This window comes from Methylocystis sp. Sn-Cys, assembly GCF_016745395.1.
Lineage (GTDB): Bacteria > Pseudomonadota > Alphaproteobacteria > Rhizobiales > Beijerinckiaceae > Methylocystis > Methylocystis iwaonis.
In genome coordinates, this window is sequence record NZ_JAERVJ010000003.1 from 455,541 (window position 1) to 475,572 (window position 20,032).

Genomic DNA, 20,032 nt, shown 5'->3' on the forward strand with positions numbered 1-20,032 from the left:
AGCGAAGCAATCCAGGGCCGTAATGTGGCTCTGGATTGCTTCGTCGCTTACGCTCCTCGCAATGACGGGGAAGCTTTACGCCGTCTTCTCCTTGAACTTGCACAAATCATACAAAATGCACCGCGCGCATTCGGGCTTTCGCGCCTTGCACACATAGCGGCCATGCAGGATTAGCCAGTGATGCGCGTGCAGGAGATATTTCTCCGGCACGACGGCCTCGAGCCCTTTCTCCACTGCCTCCGGCGTCGCGCCCTTGGCGAGGGGCAGGCGGTTGGAGATGCGGAAGATATGCGTGTCCACGGCGATGGTCGGCTGGTGGAAGGCGATGTTCAGCACGACGTTCGCCGTCTTGCGGCCGACGCCTGGCAGGGCCGTCAGCGCATCGCGGTCCTGCGGCACCTCGCCCCCATGGCGCTCGATCAGCAATTGCGAGAGCGCCACGACGTTCTTCGCCTTGGTGCGGAAAAGGCCGATGGTCTTGATCGCCTCGCGCACGCGGTCCTCGCCGAGCGCGACCATTTTCTGCGGCGTATCGGCGATGGCGAAAAGCGCCGGCGTTGCTTTGTTCACGCCGGCGTCGGTCGCCTGCGCGGAGAGCACCACGGCGACCAGCAGGGTAAAGGGGTTCGTATAAAAAAGCTCGCCTTTGGGCTCTGGATTGGCCTCGGCGAGGCGCGCGAAAATGGCCTCGATCCGCGCCGCCTCCGCCGCGGGCAGGCGGCGGCGGGCAAGAGGCCCTTTAGCAAGGCGCTTCCTGGTCTGTGCGTTTTCGCTGTTTCTTCCCGCCATGACAGCGTTATATCTATTGGTTCGCAGGGACGGAAGCGCTGTAGAGCCCATGGCTGAGCCCTTTGACGAACCGATTTATTCCAAGCGCCTCTCGCCGCATCGGTCGATGACGCCGCGCGCCTTCTATCTCTTCATCGTCGCCTATTGCGTCGCGCAGGGATTGTTTGCGCTGCCATTTCTGTTCATGGGAGCCTGGCCCGTCGCAGGCTTCATGGGGCTCGACGCGCTGGCGCTGTTCATCGCCTTTCGTCTCAGTTTCCGTGATGCGCGCGCCTATGAGACGCTCGACGTCACGCCGGTCGAGCTGGTCTTCGCCAAGGTCGGCACCGGGGGCTGGCGGCGGGAATGGCGCTTCAATCCCGCCTGGGTGCGCCTGGAGCAGAAGGTCCACGAGGAATTCGGCACGCAGAGCGTCGCTTTGGTGTTTCGCGGCGAGACGGTCGAGGTGGGCTCATTCCTGGGGCCGGATCAGAAGGCCGAGCTTGCCCGCGATCTCACCCACGCCCTCGCTACGGCAAAGAGGGGCCCCCGCTTTTCCTGACTTCTACCAGTTCCGGCGCGTGTTATTCCCGGTGGGCTCAAAGCTCGACCGGAATCCAGAGCCACAAAAGCGCTGGTTTTGCTCAGAGCCCGTCATTGCGAGCGAAGCGAAGCAATCCAGGGCGGCGATGCGGCTCTGGATTGCTTCGTCGGCTCAGCCTCCTCGCAATGACGGCGGTGGTTTTCCTGTGTGTCCGAACTGTGCGAGCGTCGGGAATGTGCCGAACAGTCGAGCGGATCTCGTCTTATTGCTTGCGTTGCGAGAGGACGGCGTCGGCGTCGCGCAACAGCCGCTCCTCATTGACCTTATAGTAGCGCCACAGCAGAAAGACCCCGACCAGTCCGCAGACGACGCCGAGCGTGGCGAGCCGCCCCTCGATTCTCTCGAAGCCCGCCGTCAGCCAATAGGCGCCGAGGCCAAAGACAAGCGCCCAGACAATGCCTCCCGCGGCGTTGAAGAGAAAGAATTTGCCGGCCGGCAGGCGGTTGGCCCCCGCGAGCAGCGCCGCGAGAATGCGCAGCAGCGCGATGAAGCGGCCGAAGAAGACGATGGCGCCGCCCCATTTGTAGAAGAGATATTGCCCGAGCCGCAGCTTTTCCGGCCCGAGCCCCACGCGCCAGCCATGGCGCTCCAGGAAGCGGTAGCCGAATTCACGGCCGATCCAATAGCCGACGTTGTCGCCCATGATGGCGCCGGCGGCGGCCGCCCCGACAATCCAATCGATGGAGAGCGCCCCCGAGAGCCGCGCATAGATCGCGGCGCCGACCAGCATGGTCTCGCCCGGCAAAGGCAGGCCGGAGCTCTCCAACGCAACCACGAAAAAGATCGCCCAATAGCCATAGGTCGAGAGGAGGACGGCGATCTGCGCCTGGTCGAGGAAATGGGCCATGATGACGTCGCGCAAGCTCGGATAAAGAAAAAGCGACACCGCGGCGCGATGTCGCTTCGATGCGTAAGCCCTTTGGGCCGTTACTGATACTGATGCGCGCCGGCGCAGCTCATGTTGACCGCGAAGGGCCGTCCGAGGCCTTCATCGGCGAAGAGGGCTCCCTCTTCGAGCGCGGGTTCGAGCACCGCGCGCAGGCCCTTGAGCAACGGCTGGTCGTCGCCCGTGATCCGTTCGCGCAGCGCCTCGCGGACGCCGTCATCCGCCCGGCGGGCGAAGTCGCGAACGATAATCGATACGAATCTGCCGACGCTCATTCCCTTCTCTTGCGCCGCAACGCGGACGCGCTCGGCGAAGCGGCCGCCGATGCATTTGAGGGCCGCCTGGGCGACCATCTCGTTCGAGCAGGAATGGATCAGATCCGTAACCAGCATATCGTCCTCCGCTTTGCTTTCTTTTTTCAGCCCGTCCTCTTCGCTTCCTACGCCGACCGACCCCCTCGGGCGCGGCGTCATCTTGAAAATTGAGCGGCGGCGACTGAACCGTCGCTGAACCGCTCATCCTGAAAACCTCGGATCCACAACGGACCCGGGCGCTTCCGCCTCCGGCCGGAAACACGCCTCGCGCGCTCCGTCTCCGCGTATCGCCGCTCATATACGGGTCCTGTGACGGGCCTACGACGAGCGGTTGCAATTTTTGCGTGGAGGAAGCGCAGCGCGCCCATGCCGCGCCTCCGTATTGTCCCAACGCGCCACTCTGGTCATAGTTTCATGGCGCAATGAAAAAATCTTTGCTGCGCCTGCACAACAATTCCAAAGTCCATCCCGCCTGCGGCGTCACCAAACGCCGATATTTTGCGCCGAGGCCCAAGGCTCCTTGGGCTCCAAAGGCTTGCCCTTTTGCAGCAGCTCAATCGACACCGCGTCCGGCGTGCGCACGAAGGCCATATGGCCGTCGCGCGGCGGCCGGTTGATCGTCACGCCGGCTTTCTGAAGCCTCCCGCAGACCTCGTAGATGTCGTCGACGGCGAAAGCGAGATGGCCGAAATTGCGCCCACCAGCATATTCGTGCTCGTCCCAATTATAGGTGAGCTCGATGGTCGGGGCGCCGCTGCGCTTGGCCTCCTCGAGGTCGGTGGGCGCCGCCAGATAGACGAGCGTATAGCGGCCTTTTTCATTCTCCATGCGGCGCACTTCCGCGAGGCCAAGAATGTCGCAGAAAAAATGCAGCGAGCGGTCGAGATCGCCCACCCGGATCATCGTATGCAGAAACTTCATGCGTGAACTCCTGTTGATGGCGCATCCTAGCACCGGCGCGCCGGCTTGTGCGTGGCCGAGGGTGAGTCGTTCCGCCGCGGCGATCCACAAGCGGCGTTTGCGGCCGGGGCCGCCTCTTGCTAGGCAAAGCGCGTCAATCTTCGCAGGCAACCTCCCATGACTGAGACGAGGGCGCTCGACGCCCACGGCGCCAGCCGGAAAATCGCAGCCGCCAAGGCCTCCATCGCCGCGAGCGCGCTACTCGCCGTGGCCAAGCTCGCCGCCGGCCTCTGGTCCGGCTCGCTGGCGCTGCTCTCCGAGGCTGGCCACGCCTTTGTCGACACGGGCGCGACGGCGCTGACCTATTTTGCGGTGCGCGAGGCGGAGAAGCCGGCGGACGCGGAACATCATTACGGACATGGAAAATATGAGGCGCTCGCGGCGCTTGTCGAGACCGGCCTGCTGTTCGGCCTAGCGCTCGTGGTTGTCGGCGAGGCGATCAGGCGCCTCGGCGGAGAGCAGGTGACGATCGACGCCGGCTGGCCGGCTTATGGCGTCCTCGTGGCGTCTATCCTGATCGATTTCGTGCGCTCGCGGCAATTGGCCGAGATTGCGCGGGAGGAGCGCAGCGACGCGCTCGCCGCCGACGCCCTGCATTTCGCCAGCGATCTCGTGTCCTCCGTTTTGGCGCTGATCGGCGTGGCGGCGGCGCATTTCGGCTTTCCGCAGGGCGACGCGCTCGCCTCCTTCGGCGTGGCGGGCTTCATCGCCATCGCGGGCTATCGGCTCGGCCGGCGCACGATCGACACTCTGGTCGACGTGGCGCCGGGCGATCTGACGCCGCACATCGAGCGGGCGATTCTCAACGTGCCGGGCGTGATCACGCTCGACGAATTGCGGCTGCGCAGCGCCGGCGCCGAGATCATCGGCGACGCGACGATCGGCGTCGCGCGCACGCTGCGCGTCGAGCAGGCGGCGCGCATCAAGGCCGCGGTCTCGGAGGCGATCCTCGCCGCCGTCCCGCATGCGCGCGTCACCATCACCGCCGACGCAAGGGCGCTCGACGACGAGACGGTGGTCGAGCGCATCATGCTCGTCGCCGCACGTCGCCATATCACCGCGCATCACGTCATCGCCCAACAGATCGGCGAGCGCCTGTCGATCGGCCTCGACATAGAGCTCGACGGGGTCATGCCGATGGGGCGCGCCCACGCCATCGCCACGGACTTCGAAAGCGCCATTCACGACGAATTCGGCGCAGACGTCGAAATCGAGACCCATATCGAGCCCCTGGCGCCGCATGTGCTCGTCGGCCGCGATGCGCCGGATGAACTTGCGCGGGAGATCGCGGCGGCGCTCGATCGCCACAGCGAGCAAGTCGGTTATATCGCCAATGTGCACGACGTGCGCGTGCGCGAGACCTCCGGCGGACTCGTGGTGAATTATCACTGCGCCGTCGACGCCAGCGTGCCGGTCGAGACGGTGCATGAGGCGGTCGATGGGTTGGAGCGCCGGATGCGCGAGGAATATCCTCAAATCCTGCGCATCGTTGGCCATGCTGAGCCGGCGGACCATGATTGATGGGCGGCGCGCCTGAAGGCGCGCGGTCCGGACCGCGAGCCTTCAGGTTCGCATTAATTCAAGGCAAGACATGAAGACCGAGAAAGAAGAAGCGGCCGTAGACGTCTCCGCCATGCCTTTCGAAAAGGCCATGCAGGAGCTCGAGAGCATCGTCGGAGAGCTGGAGAAGGGCTCCGTCTCGCTCGACGAGTCGGTGCGGCTTTATGCGCGCGGCAAGGCGCTGCAGGAGCGCTGCGAGAAGCTGCTCGCCGAGGCCGAGGCGCGGGTCGAAAAGATCACGCTCGGCGAGAATGGCGCGCCCAAGGGCGTCGCGCCGCTCGACGTGGATTGAGGATGTATAAAATTTCCTTTTCAACAGCTCGCATTGGGATTTTGTCATTCCCGGCGGGCTGAAAGCCCGATCGGGAATCCAGAGCCATCGTAGCTCGTGTTGCTCTGGATTCTCGATCACTCGCTTTGCGAGCGTCGGGAATGACGCCGACCCAATCCAGCCGATCTCCTATTAATCGCCCAACTCTTCCTTGGCTGCGCGGATCGACAAGACTCGCACCCGCGCCATGAAGGCCCAGGAAATGAGCAGCGCGAAAGGCACGAAGATCGCCCCGGCCATATCCGCGGAGATGGCCTCCGGCAATGCGCCCGCCTCCTTCAACCCCTTGGCGATGAAAGCGAACAGCCCTACGAGATAGTAGGCGAGGCCGGCGACCGAAATGCCCTGCACCATGCGGTTGAGCCGCATCTGCAGGCGCGTGCGACGAACCATATCGTCGAGCAAAGCGCCGTTTTGCCGCTCCATCTCCAGCGTGATGCCGGTGCGCATCAGATTGGTCGTGCGAGCGACATCGGTCGAAAAGCGCGTCTGTCGCGCCTGCACGGCGTTGCAGGTTTCGATCGCGGGATCAAGCCGGGCGTTGAGGAAGCTCGAAATGGTCGGATATTGGCCTTCCTTGGCTTCCTGCAACAACTCCAGCCGGCTCTTCACCAGCGCGTGATAGGCGCGGCTGGCGCTGAAACGGAAAGTTGTGCGTGTCGAAAGCGCCTCATTGGCGGCGAGAAGGTCCGAAAGCCGTTTGAGGAGATCGTGATTGCTGCGCGACTCATCGCGCCGCAGCGCATTGGTGATTTCGGAAAGCTCCTCCTCCATCATAGTCAGCTCGGGAGAAACCGCGCGCGCCAGCGGAAGGCCGAGGAGCGCCATGCTGCGATAGGTCTCGACTTCGAGCAGACGCTGCGCGAGTCGCCCGGCTTCGAGCGGGGGCGCCTCCAGTATGCGGATGGCCATGCGCGTGAAGCCATAAGCGTCGACGGCGAAATCGGTCAGCGCCTGGGCGCCGCCGGCCTTGCCGATTTCGATGACGCAAAGGCTCTGCGAATTGAAAAGCGCGGCCAGCTCGTCGAGCGGCGTTTGCCCGTCGATGACGCATAGATGCGCGGCGACGATCAGCGGCCCCGGCGGGCGAAAGGCGATCTCGCCGCGCGTCAGAGGATCGGCGTGATCGAAAGGCTTCTCCGCCCCTATGCTGGTCGACCAGCTATAGGTCGTGAATTCCGCGTGCTGCTCCCAGCGCAATCGCCAGCCGTTGAACGCGAGATGATGGAACTTCGCGTCGGGCGCCGGCGGTTCGAGCTGATGCGTTCGCGCCAATTGTTCGACCGCCGCGCGGTCCGCGAGGGCCTCCTCGCGATTGGTCGCGAAGGCGAAATGATAGACGCGGCGCGGGACCTGCAGCGGCAAGAAAGGCCGCGCATGCAGCTCTGCGAGGATCGCCGCGCGCGATTCGTGCTCGATCCACTGCGCGCCCGTAATTGGCTTGTTCATTCCGCTTACCCAATCAGCCTATGCGCGATCCAGCCAATCAAAAGCGCGATGAGCGTCGTGAAGACGGCCATTCCCGACCAGACGGAAACGCCAGTGACGACGCCGCCTTCCTTGAAGGCGTTGCGCAGGCCGGCGCCGAGAATGAGCCAGGGCGCCGCCACGCCGGCGATGATCGCATACCAATACCAATCCATTGCCTGCTCCGAGATCCGCGCGAGGGATAACATGCGTCAGAAAGCTTTTTCTATGCGTCCAGGCGTCACCAGCAACATTTCAGCCCGACCGTCGAGCGAGGCGAACAACAGCGGGTCGGCGCCCGTCATCCAGATTTGACCGCCCAGCGCCTCCAGCTCGGTAAACAACGCCTCGCGCCGCCTCGGATCAAAATGCGCGGCGACCTCATCCAGAAGCAACAGCGGCGCCTTGCCCGTCATTTCGCCGACAAGGCGGGCGTGGGCCAATGTCAGGCCCATCAGCAGCGCCTTCTGTTCGCCTGTCGAGCAATCGCGCGCGGCTTCGTTCTTCGGGCCATGGCGCACGGCGAGATCGCTGGTCTGCGGGCCGGTGAGCGTGCGGCCGGCGGCGGCGTCGCGGCGTCGCATGTCTCGAAGCGTCTCGCGGAAGCGCTCTTCCACGGCGAGCGCCGGCGCCTCGGCGAGCATATTCTCGATCTCGCCCTCTATCGCAATCTCCGCCCAGGGGAAGACGCTTTCGCTGGCGACGATCAACGACGCAAGCCGCGAGACGGTCTCCCGCCGCGCCGCCGCCACGGCGACGCCGAGCGCGGCGATTTCCTGCTCGGCGGCGTCGAGCCAGCGCTTGTCTAAGACGCCTTCCTCCAGCAGCCGGTTGCGGTTGCGCAGCGCGCGCTCCAGCTTGTTGACGCGCGCGCCGTGATCGGCGTCGACGCCGAGCGCCAGGCGATCGAGAAAACGCCGGCGCTCGCCTGCCGGGCCATTGAACAGCCCGTCCATCGCCGGCGTCAGCCACAAGACGCGCAGATGGTCGGCAAAGGCGCGGGCGGAGGAAACCGGCGCGCGGTCGATGCGGAATTGCCGCTCGCCCTCGGCCGAGAGCCCGTGACCGAGCTGCGCCGTCATCCCGTCCGCTTCGATCTCGATCGACACGGCGAAGCCGCCGGAGCCGTCCCGCCGGGCGCATTCGGACAGCTCGGCGCGGCGCAGGCCCCGGCCCGGCGAAAAGAGCGAAAGGGCCTCTAGCACATTGGTCTTGCCGGCGCCGTTCTCGCCGACAAGCGCCACGAGCCGCGCGTCGATCTCACAGCGCGCCTGCGCATAGGAGCGGTAATCGGCAAGCGTGAGGCGCCGCACGCGCGGCGCGGGCAGGGAATCGGCGCGCGTCATTCGTGGTTAGATAACACCAATGGGAGGGACGCGTCGCCGAGCCGCCGTCATTGCGCGCGAAGCGAAGCAATCCAGCGCCACACCATGGCTCTGGATCGCTTCATCGTTACGCTCGTTCGAATGTCGGATTTCAGACGCGCGCCGACCATGGCCGCTTTGGCCTTGCGCCCAAAATCTGTATTCTCCGCGCGCGTTCATCGGGGAGTATTGGCCTTGCCGCGTCCAGAGATCATGCAAAGCCTTGAGGGGAAGAGGGTTTTGCTCGTCGTGGGGGGCGGGATCGCGGCCTATAAGTCACTCGACCTCGTGCGTCGGCTGCGCGAGCGCGGGGCGCGGGTGCGGGTGGTCATGACCGCCGCCGCCAAGCAGTTCGTCACGCCGCTCGCCTTTGTCAGCCTTGCAGGTGAAAAGGTCTACGACGATCTCTTCTCGGCGACCGACGAGCAGGAGATGGGCCATATCCAGCTCTCCCGCGACGCCGACCTCATCGTCGTCGCGCCGGCGACCGCGCATCTCCTCGCGCGCGCCGCGCAGGGCCTCTGCGACGATCTCGCCACGACGCTCCTGCTTGCGACCGACAAGCGCGCGCTCTACGCGCCCGCCATGAATCTGCGCATGTGGCTCGCGCCCGCGACCCGGCGCAATGTCACGACGCTCAAGAGCGACGGCGCACTGTTCGCCGGCCCTAACAGCGGGGAGATGGCCTGCGGCGAATATGGCCCCGGCCGCATGGCCGAGCCGCTGGAGATTGTCGCCGCGATAGAGCAAGCGCTGGAAAGCGACACGCGGCTGTCCTTGCCCGCCGTCGAGCCCGGCGCGCTGGCCGGCCGCCACGTCGTCGTCACCTCCGGGCCGACGCATGAAGCGATCGACCCGGTGCGCTACATCGCCAACCGTTCCTCGGGCAAGCAGGGCCACGCCATCGCCGCCGCCGCCGCAGGTGCAGGCGCGCGGGTGACGCTGATCTGCGGGCCTGTGACGCTCCCCGATCCGCCTGGCTGCGACGTCATCCACGTCGAGAGCGCCCGCGACATGCTTGCCGCTGTCGAGCGGGCGCTGCCGGCCGATGTTTTCGTCGCCGCCGCCGCCGTCGCCGATTGGCGCGTCGAGGCGTCGGCGCAGAAGATCAAGAAAGAGCAGGGCGCGGCGGCGCCGAGCTTTGCGCTGGTCGAAAACCCGGACATTCTGGCGAGCGTCGCGCGCGCGCAAAATCGGCCGCAGCTCGTCGTCGGCTTCGCGGCGGAGACCACCAACGTCATCGCTCACGCCCGCGAAAAGCTTGCCCGCAAAGGCTGCGATCTGATCGTCGCCAATGACGTGTCGGAAGGCTCCGGCGTCTTCGGCGGCGATGAGAACGAGGCGCATCTCGTCTCGCCGATCGGCGTCGAAAGCTGGCCGCGCCTGCGCAAGGAGGCCGTCGCCGAGCGGCTCGTTGCGCGGCTCGCGGAAATTCTCAATGAAAAAGAGGCCGCTGAATGAAAGTCTCCATCCGCCGCCTCACCAATGGCGAGGGCCTGCCGCTCCCCGCCTATGCCAGCGAAGGGGCCGCCGGGCTCGATCTCTATGCGGCGCTGCCCGCCGGGCAGAAGCTCGTTCTGGAGCCGGGCGCGCGCGATCTGATCCCGACGGGAATCCAGATCGCCTTGCCTGGGGGCTATGAGGCGCAGTTGCGGCCGCGTTCGGGGCTCGCCGTCGAATATGGCGTGACCGTTCTCAACGCGCCGGGCACCATCGACAGCGACTATCGCGGCGAGGTGAAGGCGCTGCTCATCAATCATGGCGGCCAGCCCTTCGAGATCACCCGCGGCATGCGGATCGCTCAGCTCGTCGTCGCGCCGGTCGCGCGCGCGATCCTGGCCGAGGTCGAGGATCTCGACGAAACAGCGCGCGGGGCGGGCGGTTTCGGCTCCACGGGCCTGCACGGGGGCGGTGAGGAATGAGGCTGCTGCCGCGACCGGCGCGATTCGCCTTGATGGCGGCGCTCGACGTCGCCCTTTATGCGCGCGGGCGTCCCGTCTCGTCGAAAGAGCTTGCCGCGCGCCACGATCTTCCGCCGCGCCGGTTAGAGACGCTGCTGCAGGCGCTGGTGCGCGCCGGCATATTGAAGAGTGTGCGCGGCCCGGCTGGCGGCTATGAGCTGGCGCGCGAACGGCGCCGACTCTGCGTCGGCGAGATCGTGCGCGTCGCCTTGCGCGCCGAGGAAGAAGAGGATCAGGCGCCCGCGCTGCTCGTCGCCGTGCTCGAGCCGCTGATCGCCGAGACCGAAGAGGCGGCGCTGGCGCGGCTCGACGACATCACCCTCGAGGATCTCTACGCCCGCGCCATTGCGCTGGGCTTCGGCCAGAAAGAGCCCGCGACTGACTTCGATATTTAGAAGGAGGCCCAGATGAGCAGCTACGAGACGATCGACGTCGAAACGCATGGCCGTGTGGGCCTCATCCGCCTCAACCGGCCGCAGGCATTGAACGCCCTCAACGCGCTGCTGATCAGCGAGGTCGACTGCGCTTTGGCGGGCTTCGAGGCCGACGACGGCGTCGGCTGCGTGGTGGTCACCGGCTCGGAGAAGGCCTTCGCCGCCGGCGCCGACATCAAGGAGATGAAGGACAAGAGCTTCGCCGACGCTTATCTGAGCGACTTCATCGGCCGCTGGGACACGGTCGCGCGCGCCCGCAAGCCGATCATCGCGGCGGTCGCCGGTTTTGCGCTGGGCGGCGGCTGCGAGCTCGCCATGATGTGCGACTTTATCATAGCCGCCGATACGGCGCAGTTCGGACAGCCGGAGATCAAGATCGGCGTCATTCCCGGCGCGGGCGGCACCCAGCGCCTGACCCGGGCGATCGGTAAGGCCAAAGCCATGGACCTCGTGCTGACCGGCCGCATGATGGGGGCGGAGGAGGCCGAGCGCTGCGGTCTCGTCGCCCGAATCGTCCCCGCCGCCGACCTTGTCGCCGAGGCGCTGAAGGCTGGGGCGGCAGTCGCCGCCATGTCGCTGCCGGCGGCGATGATGGCCAAGGAGGCGGTGAACGCCGCTTTCGAAACCACGCTCACAGAGGGCGTTCGCTATGAGCGCCGGCTGTTTTATTCGCTCTTTGCGACCCAGGATCAGAAAGAGGGCATGGCGGCTTTCGTGGCGAAGCGGAAACCCGCTTTCCAGAATCGCTGAGGCGGACCGCGAGCCTTCAGGCTCGCTCAAAATGCGGGTTGGAAGGCCCGCGGTCCAAATGCGCATCGCCATTGACGAAAAAAAGGGGCGAGCCTATAAGGCGTGCGACGTGGCCGCGATTTCGCGGCCGCAATGTTTTCGGGCGGCCATGAGTCGCTGTTACAGCTTCGAGGACAGATAAGACATGGCCAATACAGCTTCGGCCAAAAAAGCCGTTCGCAAGATCGAGCGCCGCACCGCCGTCAATCGCGCGCGTCGCAGCCGAATGCGCACCTTCGTGCGCAAGGTCGAGGAGGCGATCGCTTCCGGCGACGCGTCGCTCGCCGCCGCTGCGCTGCAGAGCGCCGCGCCGGAGATGATGCGCGCCGCGCAGAAGGGCGTCATTCACAAGAACACCGCCTCGCGCAAAGTCTCGCGCCTGAGCGCCAGCGTGAAGGCGCTTGCAGCGAAGGGGTGAGATTTCTCGCCTATTGCGTGCAGCTTGCTCCGATTTCGGAGTGACCGGCGATACTCTTAAGGCCCAGCTCTGCTGGGCTTTTTTATTTTAGGCCCTCTGGTGGCGCAAACTTTGCCTGCGCCATTCGGACGCGCACACAAAAAATATCGCGTAGCGGTTGCGCGCAGATGAAAGTCCTCGGATTCAAGCCCTTGTGACCAAGTCGTCAAAAAGGCCTATCCAGATGGCCACTTGACATCTTTACGACAGTTAATTCACGCGCATTCCAAGTGCATAATGCGGAAAATCAGATTTCCTTTTATTCCCAGAGCTGAATCATAAGTTTACAGCCTACTTTGCACCGTAAAGTCTTGCATCGGCGCCACAGGCGAGGCGAAAGGATGACGTCACATTGATGTCGATCATTGCGCGGATGAGGCGCCGCGTGTAGGTTCTTTTTTGTCGAACGAAAGCGATTATCGCCCACCATCAGCTACAGGCTGAGCACACAAAGGGAGCGACGATATGTCGAGATCCTGCTCGAAAAGCCGAGGCTTCCGGCGAGCGATTGCTTTCCCTCCTGTTCGATTTGAAATTCACGAGATCAGTTCGCGGGGCTGCTGAGTTCAAAGCAGTCAGGCGGGGGCGTTAGAAATCCAGGATCCTGCGATTCTGGAAACCGGGGGTTTTGTCATGAGAAGACAGCGGCGGGCCAATGAGATTGGAGTGCTGCGTAGAGTGCGTGAATTCTTCTCACGGCGTTCAATTGATTTTGTCCCCAGCGTCTATCTCGATCGTATAAGCCGCGAGGCGAGTAGCGAAGGGTTTGCGCTAGGTCCGCCCTGCTGAGCGTCGCCGACTGAGACTATTCTAGCAACCATCTGCGTCTATCTGAGCGAATTCACGTCGCCCGCGCGCTGCGGGCGCGACGGAACGCGTATTCTCGAAAAAGGTCACGAATGCTGGATCGCGCCATGCAACACGACGGGATTTGCCCGGAAGATCAAAAGCGCTGGGAAGGCGTACGTCAAAGGTTGCGCGCCGAGCTCGGCGACGCCGTTTACAGCTCATGGTTCACGCGCCTGGAGCTCGATCGCCTGAACGCCGGGACCATCTATCTCAGTGTGCCCACCAAATTTTTGAAGAGCTGGGTGCAATCCCATTATGCGTCGCGCATCAAAGCGCGCGTGTCGAACGAGTTCGAGAATATCGAGCATGTCGTGATCGACGTGCGTTCCTCCGCGCGCAAGGCGAAGCCGCGCGATGGCGCCGGCGAGTCCGAGGCGTCGACGCCGCATTTGGCGGAGAAGCCGCAGACGCCTTACATTGTGGCCGCAGAGCCCGTCGAGACTTCCGCCGCGCAACGGCGGCCGGCGCGCGCCGTCGCGCCGCGCGGCGAGAACGACTCTGTCGTCGGGTCGCCGCTGGATCGCCGCTTGTCCTTTTCGACCTTTCTCGTCGGGCCTTCCAACCAGCTCGCTTACGCGGCCGCATGCCGCGTCGCAGACGCCCGGCCCGGCGACACGCCGATGTTCAATCCGCTCTACGCCCATGCGGCGGTAGGGCTCGGCAAGACGCATCTTCTGCAGGCGCTTGCCCATGCGACGAACGATAATCGACGTCGCGCGGTCTATCTCACCGCCGAACGATTCATGAGCGGCTTCGTTTCGTCGCTGACCACGCAGACGGCGCACGCCTTCAAGGAGCGGCTGCGCGCCATCGACATGCTCATCATCGACGATGTGCAGTTCCTGCAAGGCAAATCGATTCAGCAGGAGTTCTGCCACACGCTCAATGCGCTGATCGACGCGGGGCGTCAGGTTGTCGTCGCCGCCGATCGTCCGCCGTCCGATCTCGAAACGCTGGACGAGCGCGTGCTGTCGCGTTTCAAGGGCGGGCTTTGTGTCGACATCGGCCCCTTGGACGAATCCTTGCGCGCAAAAATCCTGGGCGCGCGCATCGCCGCCGCCCAAGAGATGCAGCCGGGCTTCCATGTGCCGCCGGACGTCATCAATTATGTCGCGCGCACGATCGTGACCAACGGCCGCGATCTGGAAGGCGCCGTCAATCGTCTTCTGGCGCATGTCACACTCAACGGCGCGCCGCTGACCGTCGAGACGGCGGAAACGGCGATCCGCGATCTGGTGCGCACGCAAGAGCCCAAACGCGTCAAGATCGACGACATCCAAAAGCTCGTGGCCTCGCACTACAATATTTCTCGCTCCGACATTCTGTCCTCGCGCCGCACGGCGAATGTCGTGCGTCCTCGTCAGATCGCCATGTATCTGTCGAAAGTGTTGACCTTGCGCTCCTTGCCCGAAATCGGGCGACGTTTCGGCGGCCGCGATCACACGACGGTGCTGCACGCTGTCCGAAAGATCGAGGAGCTCGTCTCCAAGGACAAAAGCCTTGCGGAAGTCATCGATCTTCTGAAACGCATATTGAACGAGCAATAAGCCTCACCGCTGGAGCCTGCCGGCCTTTCTCCGCGCCTTGGCTCCGATCATGCATAGACGCACAGATTGTCCGGCTTCGCAGACCCTTTCGCACGCATAAGGCGGGGGCGCGACGCTGGCCTGTGCGAGAAGGTCCGCTGCATGACGGACAAAGAGCAATGGGTCGTCTGGAACGGCTCGCTGGGCGTCCTGGATATGGTGACGATCGGCCATATCGAGGCGCGCGAGGATGGCAGGCGCGCCTATCTTGCGCCGCCTTACGGCGTTGTCGGCCCGTTTAGCCTCGACGAGCTCGAGGCGCAGGGGCGGATCGCCTTTGGCGAATGCCTCGTCATGTCGCGCCAGAGGTGGCAGGAAGATCAGGTCGAACTGCGCCTCGAAGCGCGAGAGAAGCGCCGCGCCTTCCAGTTTCAGTTTCATTTCGCCGAGTCGGATCAGGAAGAGCACCGCGAGACGCTGAATTTGCCAATTGAGGGCGCGCTCACGCCGTCGGAGATCAACGCCGCCTTCCGGCGGCTGGCCAAGACCGCGCATCCCGACGCCGGCGGCAGCGCCGAGGAATACCGCCGGATCGCGGAGGCGCGCGACGCGCTTCTCGAGCAATTCGCGGCTGCGTCATAGGGCGCTTGTCATTCCCGGCGGGCCGCAGGCCCGACCGAGAATCCAGAGCCTCCCGTCATTGCGAGCGAAGCGAAGCAATCCAGAGCCGCGATAGCTGCCCTGGATTGCGTCGTCGCTTACGCTCCTCGCAATGACGGCTGGCCGATATAGCGCTGGTTTTGCTCCGGATTCCAGATTGCCCGCTCTGCGGGCGTCGGGAATGACTGTCGTAAACCTATCGCCCGGTTTTCACCATCGTCCAAAGCCGCGTGATAAACTTTTGCTGCGGCTGGTTCGGCGTTGTGACGGTGAAGAGGCGGCGCATGGTCGTCTCATTTGGATATACCGAAGGGTCATTCGCGATCGAACTGTCGATCAAGGCGCGGGAGGGGCCGACGCCATTGGCGAAATTGGTTGCCTTGGTGTTGCGCGCGGCGACATCGGGCCGCAGTAAATAATCGATGAACATATAAGCCTCGGCGACATGCGGCGCGTCGATGGGCATGGCGAGATTATCCATCGACATCAGCGTGCCTTCGCTCGGGATCGCATAGGCGATCTCGACATCCGAGCCCGCCTCGCGCGCGCGGTTGCGCGCCTGCAGGCTATCGCCGGCCCAACCAATGGCGAGGCAGATGTCGCCATTGGCCAGCGCGTTGATGTATTCCGAGGAGTGGAATTTCTTGATGTAGCGCCGCAGCCCCACGAGATGGTCGGCCGCGCGCTTGAGATCAGCTTCGCTCTTGGAGTTGGGATCGAGCTTCAGGAAATTGAGCGTGATGGCGAAAATGTCTTCGGGACTATCCAGCACATAGACGCCGCAGTCGGCGAGCTTTTTCAAATTCTCTGGGCGCAGCACCTGTTCCCAGCTCGTGATCGGCTTGCCGATGCGCTCCCTGATCTTCGCGACATTATAGGCGACGCCGGTCGTGTACCACATGTAATTGATCGCATGGGCGCTGCCGGGATCGTAGCTCGACAGCCTGCCGTCGATCTCGCTCCATATGTTCACCGCATTGGCGAGGCGTTTGCGGTCGATGGGTTGCAGCACGCCGGCTTTGATCTGGCGTTGCAGAAAAGTCGCGGAAGGCACGACGATGTCATAGCCGGTTGCGCCGGCAAGCAGGCGCGACTCCAGAATTTCATTGGAATCGTAGGTGTCGTAGACGACCTTGACGCCAGTCTCGCGTGTAAAATCCTCGAGCACGCCGGGGTCGATGTAATCGCTCCAATTGAAAATATTGACCACGCGCTCCGCGGCCGAGGCGGGAGCGCAGGCGAAAGCGATGAGGAGGGCGGCGAGGATTTTCGTCATGAGCGGCCGGCTGGAGGGGCGCGGCTTGCGCCGCATGTCGCGGACGGAGATTATCACGCTCGCGTGGGAGAGACGATGCACTCCAATCTGCTTCCATCGGCGGACGCCGGACGCCCCGAGACGACCCGGCATGTGACGCGCGGCGCGCGGCGCTACCTGCGCGCCTGCGGCTTCGCGGTCATCGCTGAATTGCCCTTGCCCAATGGCACGCGGGCCGATCTGGTCGCGCTCGCGCCCGACGGCGGATTGCGGATTGTCGAGGTGAAATCCTCGCTCGAGGATTTGCGGGCGGATCAGAAATGGACGCGCTACCGCGACTATTGCGACCGATTCTATTTCGCCATTCCCATGGCGCTCGACGTCGAACTATTTCCTGAGGACGCCGGCCTCATCGTCGCCGACGCGCATGGCGCCATGCTCGCCCGCGAAGCGCCGAGCCTGCGCCTCGCATCGGCGAGCCGAAAGGCGATGCTGGTGCGCTTCGGCGCCTTGGCCGCGGAACGCTATTGCGCGCTCGCCTTCGGAGACGAGCGGCTGGAGGGGTGAGTCAGAAACCGGATCGCGCGCCTTCAGGCGCGCGCAGACTACTGACAAAGTGGCCGTAACGCCCCTCGTGCTTCGAGACGCCTGCTGCGCAGGCTCCTCAGCATGAGGGGCTTCTGCATCTGCGCCAAACACTTAGGCCTCATCCTGAGGAGCGAGCGCAGCTCGCGTCTCGAAGGAGGAGGCCGCCTCGGGAGGCGTCGCCAAACCGAGCGCGCCTGAAGGCGCGCGGTCCACAGCGCCTCAGCGCGGCGCGCGCTTGGCCAGGATGCGCTGCAAGGTGCGGCGGTGCATGTTGAGGCGCCGGGCCGTCTCCGAGACATTGCGGTCGCAGGATTCGAAGACTCGCTGAATATGCTCCCACCGCACGCGGTCGGCGGACATGGGGTTTTCCTGCGCGTCGGGCTTCTCGATCGAGGTGGCCATCAGCGCATGATAGATTTCGTCGGCGTCCGCGGGCTTGGCGAGATAATCGAAGGCGCCGAGCTTCACCGCGGTGACGGCGGTGGCGATATTGCCGTAGCCGGTCAGGATGATGCCGCGCGCGTCGGGCCGCGCTTCCTTCAACTTCTCGATAACGTCCAGACCGTTGCCGTCTTCGAGCCGCATGTCGACGATCGCAAAGGCGGGCGGCCTGTTTTCGAGCGCCGCGAGTCCTTCCGCCACCGTTTCGCATTGGGTGACGATGAAGCCGCGCGCCTCCATGGCGCGGGCCAGACGATGCAGGAAGGGCTTGTCGTCGTCGAGGACGAGCAGCGACCGGTCGTCAGGCAGCGGGGGAACGAGCGCATCGGTTTGGGGCTCCGTGACGGCGTGTTCCGTGTCGCCGATGTCCTCGCGATTCATGCCCCGAGCTCCCCAGAGTGATTTTTGTCAAGATTACAACACGGATTTTACGACGTCGACTCTGCCGCAGCTCACGTAAAATCAAAAAGACAGGGAATTTTCAATCTTCGAATAATCAGGCTGAGCGCCCTCTTCATCGAAGAGCGCGGCGGATGCTCTATGCCTCCGCCGACTTCAGCTTTGCAGCCGGTATTTCGAGCGCTGCGCGAGGCCAGGTGACCTTGACGATGGCGCCGGTGCGGGGCGGCGAAACATTATAGGCCTCCACTGTCGCGCCGGAGCGTTCGAGCAGCGTTTTGGCGATAAAGAGGCCGAGCCCCAAGCCCGACTGGCTGTCGTTTTTGGTGCGGCGGTCGGTCGGTCGGCCGCGCAGATAGGGATCGCCGAGGCGATCGAGAATGGCTGGCGTAAATCCGGGGCCGTCGTCCTCGATGGAAATGGTCACAAGGTCGCGCGACCACCAGGCGTCGATTCGCACGCGGGACTGGGCGAAATCGATGGCGTTTTCCACCAGATTGCCGAGACCGTAGAGAAGGCCGGGATTGCGCGCCAGCGCCGGGGAGGGGGTCGAGCCGTTGCTGCGCTTCGAGATTTCGAGCTTCACGCCGAATTCACGTTGCGGCTCGACAACCTCCTCGATGAGCGTGTCGATGGAGAGCACGTTCATCATCGTTCCCTGATCGGCGCCGAGCGAGGCCAGCTTGCCGAGGATCTCGCGGCAACGCGCCGCCTCCTGCGCGAGGAGATCGAGGTCGTCCTTCAAGCCTTCCGCCGGGCAATTGGCGGAGGACTTCTGCAATTCGCGTGTGATGAGGGTGATGGTGGCGAGGGGCGTGCCGAGCTCATGCGCGGCCGCCGCAGCGAGCCCGTCGAGCTGGGAGAGATGCTGCTCGCGCTCCAGCACCAATTCGGTCGCTGCAAGCGCCGTGGCGAGCAGCCGGCTTTCATCGGAGACGCGTGCGGCATAGAGCGCGATGAAGGCCGCCGACAGCGCGAGCGAAGACCAAATGCTGGCGCGGTAGAGCAGCGGGAATTTGAGCTGCTCGTCCTCGTACCAGGGCAAGGGCTCGAATTCGACGCAGAGGAAGGTCGCCGCGGCGAGCATGACGATGCCGAGGAAAAGCGTGAGATTGCGCGGCAGCGAGACGGCCGAGATCGTCACGGGCGCGAGCAGCAGCATGACGAAGGGGTTGGTCACGCCGCCGGTGAGATAGAGCAGGAAGCTGAGCTGCACGAGGTCGTAGCAGAGCAGCACTACGGCTTCGAGATCGCTCAGGCGGAACGTGCCGGAGGTCCCGAAACGCAATCCGAAATTCAGCGTCGCGGAGGCGACGATGAAGACGAAGCACAGCCCGACGGGAAATTCGAAGTTGAGAACCAAGTAAACGAAGAGACAGGCGATGCTCTGGCCGAGAATGGCGATCCAGCGCAGGAAAATCAGCGTGCCGACGCGCAGGCGTCGGCTATCTTCGTCATAGACGTCGGGTTTCATGCTTCTTTTTCCGGCGCCGCGCGGCGCTTGTCAAAGGCCGACGCCGCGAGAGGCGCGCCAAATCCGCCATTGCCGCCGCAGCGGCGAGATGTCGCTCATTCCCCGGAGCGGATCGTAATCCGCGGCGCCGACCCGCGCCAGATAGGCCGGAACCGTCGCGGCCGCCAGCAAAGCCTCTCGGCCCTTGGGCAGTGCGCCCGCTGCGCGGCGCGCCGCGTCATAGTGGGTTTGCGCCTTGTCGCGCAGCTCCGAAAGGGCCGCGCGCAGGGCTTGGGTGTTGGCGTGAATGTCGGCGCCATGGCGCGCCAGCAGATCGGCCGGGAGTAGCGCGCCCGAGGGGAGGCGCAGCACGCGGGCGATGCCCAGCGCCATGCCAGCCTCGTTGAAAGCCGGAGAGTCCGGCGCGCCGAGAATGCGCGCCGCCCAGCGGATGGGGCCGGCGGCGGTCGCGTGGGCATAGGTTTCGAAGGTCGCCATGTCGGGCATTTGGTCGTCGTAGAGATCGGCGACATGGGCGTCGGCGAGCGCGATCAACTCTTCTCGCGGCAAAGCGAAGCGCTCGATCGTGTCGATCAGCGCGTCGGCGACGGGGTGGGCGCGGGTTCCCTCGGAAGCTTCGTTGGAGAGCGCGTCCGTCCACCACCGTAGCCGCATCTCCCCGAGCAGAGGCTGAGAGACTTTCGTGCGCACCTCGGCGGCCTCGAGCGCATAGGCGTAGATCGCGTGGATATGTTTGCGCGCAGCCGGCGGCGCGAAGAGGCTCGCGAGCCAGAGGTCGCGGTCGCGCTCGCGCAGCGCCGCCTCGCAGAGGGCGTAGTGGTCGGGGGCGGCGGTCATGATGAGGGGCTGTTGCGCGCCTGAAGGCGCGCGGTCCAGAGGCGCTGCCCGGACCGCGCGTCTTCAGGCGCGCTCAGGAGCGGTTGTTCTGGATTACAGGGGAGCGAG

The 20,032-nt window shown here is 64.5% G+C and carries 22 protein-coding genes; 11 read left to right on the plus strand and 11 right to left on the minus strand.

The annotated features are described in order from the left end of the window. Positions 1-75 precede the first annotated feature (75 nt). Positions 76-789, minus strand: coding sequence for an endonuclease III (gene nth / locus JJT62_RS09220; protein ID WP_202072409.1), 714 nt, complete (start codon positions 787-789; stop codon positions 76-78). A gap of 49 nt (positions 790-838) precedes the next feature. Here nth and JJT62_RS09225 point away from each other — a divergent pair, with 49 nt between their 5' ends. Beyond that, a complete protein-coding gene (locus tag JJT62_RS09225; RefSeq protein ID WP_202072410.1) occupies positions 839-1,330 on the plus strand; it encodes a DUF2244 domain-containing protein in 492 nt (163 codons plus the stop codon). Between the two features lie 244 nt (positions 1,331-1,574). On the opposite strand, the gene JJT62_RS09230 is transcribed toward JJT62_RS09225, so the two are convergent. The 3 genes from JJT62_RS09230 to JJT62_RS09240 all read right to left on the minus strand — a co-directional run bounded on the left by JJT62_RS09230 (position 1,575) and on the right by JJT62_RS09240 (position 3,493). Then, positions 1,575-2,219, minus strand: a complete 645-nt coding sequence (locus JJT62_RS09230; protein ID WP_202072478.1) for a DedA family protein — start codon at positions 2,217-2,219, stop codon at positions 1,575-1,577. 80 nt (positions 2,220-2,299) lie between these two features. After that, entirely contained in the window at positions 2,300-2,650 is a 351-nt protein-coding gene (locus JJT62_RS09235; RefSeq protein WP_202072411.1) for a hypothetical protein, read from the minus strand. A gap of 402 nt (positions 2,651-3,052) precedes the next feature. Then, the gene (locus JJT62_RS09240) at positions 3,053-3,493 is read right to left on the minus strand and encodes a VOC family protein (RefSeq protein WP_202072412.1); all 441 of its coding nucleotides are present in this window, start codon (positions 3,491-3,493) and stop codon (positions 3,053-3,055) included. Positions 3,494-3,649: 156 nt separating this feature from the next. Here JJT62_RS09240 and JJT62_RS09245 point away from each other — a divergent pair, with 156 nt between their 5' ends. Beyond that, positions 3,650-5,053 (plus strand): cation diffusion facilitator family transporter, encoded by a 1,404-nt coding sequence (locus tag JJT62_RS09245; protein WP_202072413.1) that lies wholly within the window; start codon positions 3,650-3,652, stop codon positions 5,051-5,053. A gap of 70 nt (positions 5,054-5,123) precedes the next feature. Next, positions 5,124-5,384: an exodeoxyribonuclease VII small subunit gene (locus tag JJT62_RS09250; RefSeq protein WP_202072414.1), complete on the plus strand. Its 261-nt coding sequence runs from the start codon at positions 5,124-5,126 to the stop codon at positions 5,382-5,384. Positions 5,385-5,555: 171 nt separating this feature from the next. On the opposite strand, the gene JJT62_RS09255 is transcribed toward JJT62_RS09250, so the two are convergent. Genes JJT62_RS09255 through recF form a run of 3 tightly spaced genes read right to left on the minus strand, consistent with a single transcriptional unit; the run spans position 5,556 to position 8,236 of the window. Next, entirely contained in the window at positions 5,556-6,872 is a 1,317-nt protein-coding gene (locus tag JJT62_RS09255) for a DUF3422 family protein (RefSeq protein ID WP_202072415.1), read from the minus strand. Between the two features lie 5 nt (positions 6,873-6,877). Beyond that, the gene (locus JJT62_RS09260; RefSeq protein ID WP_202072416.1) at positions 6,878-7,066 is read right to left on the minus strand and encodes a hypothetical protein; all 189 of its coding nucleotides are present in this window, start codon (positions 7,064-7,066) and stop codon (positions 6,878-6,880) included. A 36-nt stretch (positions 7,067-7,102) separates the two neighbouring features. Then, complete coding sequence (gene recF / locus JJT62_RS09265; RefSeq protein WP_202072417.1) at positions 7,103-8,236, minus strand: DNA replication/repair protein RecF; 1,134 nt, start codon at positions 8,234-8,236, stop codon at positions 7,103-7,105. A 231-nt stretch (positions 8,237-8,467) separates the two neighbouring features. On the opposite strand from recF, the gene coaBC reads away from it, so the two are divergent. From coaBC to JJT62_RS09300, 7 genes are all read left to right on the plus strand, one after another. After that, the gene (coaBC, locus tag JJT62_RS09270) at positions 8,468-9,715 is read left to right on the plus strand and encodes a bifunctional phosphopantothenoylcysteine decarboxylase/phosphopantothenate--cysteine ligase CoaBC (protein ID WP_246744805.1); all 1,248 of its coding nucleotides are present in this window, start codon (positions 8,468-8,470) and stop codon (positions 9,713-9,715) included. After that, positions 9,712-10,176: a dUTP diphosphatase gene (gene dut, locus JJT62_RS09275; RefSeq protein WP_202072418.1), complete on the plus strand. Its 465-nt coding sequence runs from the start codon at positions 9,712-9,714 to the stop codon at positions 10,174-10,176. Before coaBC ends, dut begins: the two co-directional genes overlap by 4 nt. Continuing rightward, entirely contained in the window at positions 10,173-10,610 is a 438-nt protein-coding gene (locus JJT62_RS09280; protein WP_202072419.1) for an Rrf2 family transcriptional regulator, read from the plus strand. The genes dut and JJT62_RS09280 overlap by 4 nt, the downstream gene beginning before the upstream one ends. A gap of 12 nt (positions 10,611-10,622) precedes the next feature. Next, positions 10,623-11,399 (plus strand): enoyl-CoA hydratase, encoded by a 777-nt coding sequence (locus JJT62_RS09285; protein WP_202072420.1) that lies wholly within the window; start codon positions 10,623-10,625, stop codon positions 11,397-11,399. A gap of 184 nt (positions 11,400-11,583) precedes the next feature. After that, the gene (gene rpsT, locus JJT62_RS09290; protein ID WP_165055313.1) at positions 11,584-11,856 is read left to right on the plus strand and encodes a 30S ribosomal protein S20; all 273 of its coding nucleotides are present in this window, start codon (positions 11,584-11,586) and stop codon (positions 11,854-11,856) included. A gap of 953 nt (positions 11,857-12,809) precedes the next feature. Then, entirely contained in the window at positions 12,810-14,291 is a 1,482-nt protein-coding gene (gene dnaA, locus JJT62_RS09295; RefSeq protein ID WP_246744792.1) for a chromosomal replication initiator protein DnaA, read from the plus strand. Positions 14,292-14,432: 141 nt separating this feature from the next. Next, on the plus strand, positions 14,433-14,912 hold the full coding sequence (locus JJT62_RS09300; protein ID WP_202072422.1) for a J domain-containing protein: 480 nt from the start codon (positions 14,433-14,435) through the stop codon (positions 14,910-14,912). A 214-nt stretch (positions 14,913-15,126) separates the two neighbouring features. On the opposite strand, the gene JJT62_RS09305 is transcribed toward JJT62_RS09300, so the two are convergent. Continuing rightward, a complete protein-coding gene (locus JJT62_RS09305; protein WP_202072480.1) occupies positions 15,127-16,206 on the minus strand; it encodes a polyamine ABC transporter substrate-binding protein in 1,080 nt (359 codons plus the stop codon). A 75-nt stretch (positions 16,207-16,281) separates the two neighbouring features. Between JJT62_RS09305 and JJT62_RS09310 the strand changes: the two genes are divergently transcribed. Next, the gene (locus tag JJT62_RS09310) at positions 16,282-16,752 is read left to right on the plus strand and encodes an MmcB family DNA repair protein (RefSeq protein WP_202072423.1); all 471 of its coding nucleotides are present in this window, start codon (positions 16,282-16,284) and stop codon (positions 16,750-16,752) included. A 240-nt stretch (positions 16,753-16,992) separates the two neighbouring features. Here the strand turns inward: JJT62_RS09310 and JJT62_RS09315 are convergent, their stop codons facing one another. From JJT62_RS09315 to JJT62_RS09325, 3 genes are all read right to left on the minus strand, one after another. Then, positions 16,993-17,595, minus strand: a complete 603-nt coding sequence (locus JJT62_RS09315; RefSeq protein ID WP_246744793.1) for an ActR/PrrA/RegA family redox response regulator transcription factor — start codon at positions 17,593-17,595, stop codon at positions 16,993-16,995. 157 nt (positions 17,596-17,752) lie between these two features. Beyond that, positions 17,753-19,087: an ActS/PrrB/RegB family redox-sensitive histidine kinase gene (locus tag JJT62_RS09320; protein WP_202072424.1), complete on the minus strand. Its 1,335-nt coding sequence runs from the start codon at positions 19,085-19,087 to the stop codon at positions 17,753-17,755. A gap of 30 nt (positions 19,088-19,117) precedes the next feature. Then, complete coding sequence (locus JJT62_RS09325; protein ID WP_202072425.1) at positions 19,118-19,924, minus strand: squalene/phytoene synthase family protein; 807 nt, start codon at positions 19,922-19,924, stop codon at positions 19,118-19,120. Positions 19,925-20,032 lie beyond the last annotated feature (108 nt).

Bases quoted from the DNA above. Each gene is read 5' to 3' on its own strand.
- JJT62_RS09310 (WP_202072423.1), top strand. From the start codon at position 16,282: ATGCACTCCAATCTGCTTCCATCGGCGGACGCCGGACGCCCCGAGACG.
- JJT62_RS09325 (WP_202072425.1), bottom strand. From the start codon at position 19,924: ATGACCGCCGCCCCCGACCACTACGCCCTCTGCGAGGCGGCGCTGCGC.
- JJT62_RS09285 (WP_202072420.1), top strand. From the start codon at position 10,623: ATGAGCAGCTACGAGACGATCGACGTCGAAACGCATGGCCGTGTGGGC.
- JJT62_RS09230 (WP_202072478.1), bottom strand. From the start codon at position 2,219: ATGGCCCATTTCCTCGACCAGGCGCAGATCGCCGTCCTCCTCTCGACC.
- coaBC (WP_246744805.1), top strand. From the start codon at position 8,468: ATGCAAAGCCTTGAGGGGAAGAGGGTTTTGCTCGTCGTGGGGGGCGGG.
- JJT62_RS09280 (WP_202072419.1), top strand. From the start codon at position 10,173: ATGAGGCTGCTGCCGCGACCGGCGCGATTCGCCTTGATGGCGGCGCTC.
- JJT62_RS09300 (WP_202072422.1), top strand. From the start codon at position 14,433: ATGACGGACAAAGAGCAATGGGTCGTCTGGAACGGCTCGCTGGGCGTC.
- dnaA (WP_246744792.1), top strand. From the start codon at position 12,810: ATGCAACACGACGGGATTTGCCCGGAAGATCAAAAGCGCTGGGAAGGC.
- dut (WP_202072418.1), top strand. From the start codon at position 9,712: ATGAAAGTCTCCATCCGCCGCCTCACCAATGGCGAGGGCCTGCCGCTC.
- JJT62_RS09255 (WP_202072415.1), bottom strand. From the start codon at position 6,872: ATGAACAAGCCAATTACGGGCGCGCAGTGGATCGAGCACGAATCGCGC.
- rpsT (WP_165055313.1), top strand. From the start codon at position 11,584: ATGGCCAATACAGCTTCGGCCAAAAAAGCCGTTCGCAAGATCGAGCGC.
- JJT62_RS09315 (WP_246744793.1), bottom strand. From the start codon at position 17,595: ATGAATCGCGAGGACATCGGCGACACGGAACACGCCGTCACGGAGCCC.
- JJT62_RS09225 (WP_202072410.1), top strand. From the start codon at position 839: ATGGCTGAGCCCTTTGACGAACCGATTTATTCCAAGCGCCTCTCGCCG.
- JJT62_RS09250 (WP_202072414.1), top strand. From the start codon at position 5,124: ATGAAGACCGAGAAAGAAGAAGCGGCCGTAGACGTCTCCGCCATGCCT.
- JJT62_RS09260 (WP_202072416.1), bottom strand. From the start codon at position 7,066: ATGGATTGGTATTGGTATGCGATCATCGCCGGCGTGGCGGCGCCCTGG.
- nth (WP_202072409.1), bottom strand. From the start codon at position 789: ATGGCGGGAAGAAACAGCGAAAACGCACAGACCAGGAAGCGCCTTGCT.
- JJT62_RS09245 (WP_202072413.1), top strand. From the start codon at position 3,650: ATGACTGAGACGAGGGCGCTCGACGCCCACGGCGCCAGCCGGAAAATC.
- JJT62_RS09320 (WP_202072424.1), bottom strand. From the start codon at position 19,087: ATGAAACCCGACGTCTATGACGAAGATAGCCGACGCCTGCGCGTCGGC.
- recF (WP_202072417.1), bottom strand. From the start codon at position 8,236: ATGACGCGCGCCGATTCCCTGCCCGCGCCGCGCGTGCGGCGCCTCACG.
- JJT62_RS09235 (WP_202072411.1), bottom strand. From the start codon at position 2,650: ATGCTGGTTACGGATCTGATCCATTCCTGCTCGAACGAGATGGTCGCC.
- JJT62_RS09305 (WP_202072480.1), bottom strand. From the start codon at position 16,206: ATGACGAAAATCCTCGCCGCCCTCCTCATCGCTTTCGCCTGCGCTCCC.
- JJT62_RS09240 (WP_202072412.1), bottom strand. From the start codon at position 3,493: ATGAAGTTTCTGCATACGATGATCCGGGTGGGCGATCTCGACCGCTCG.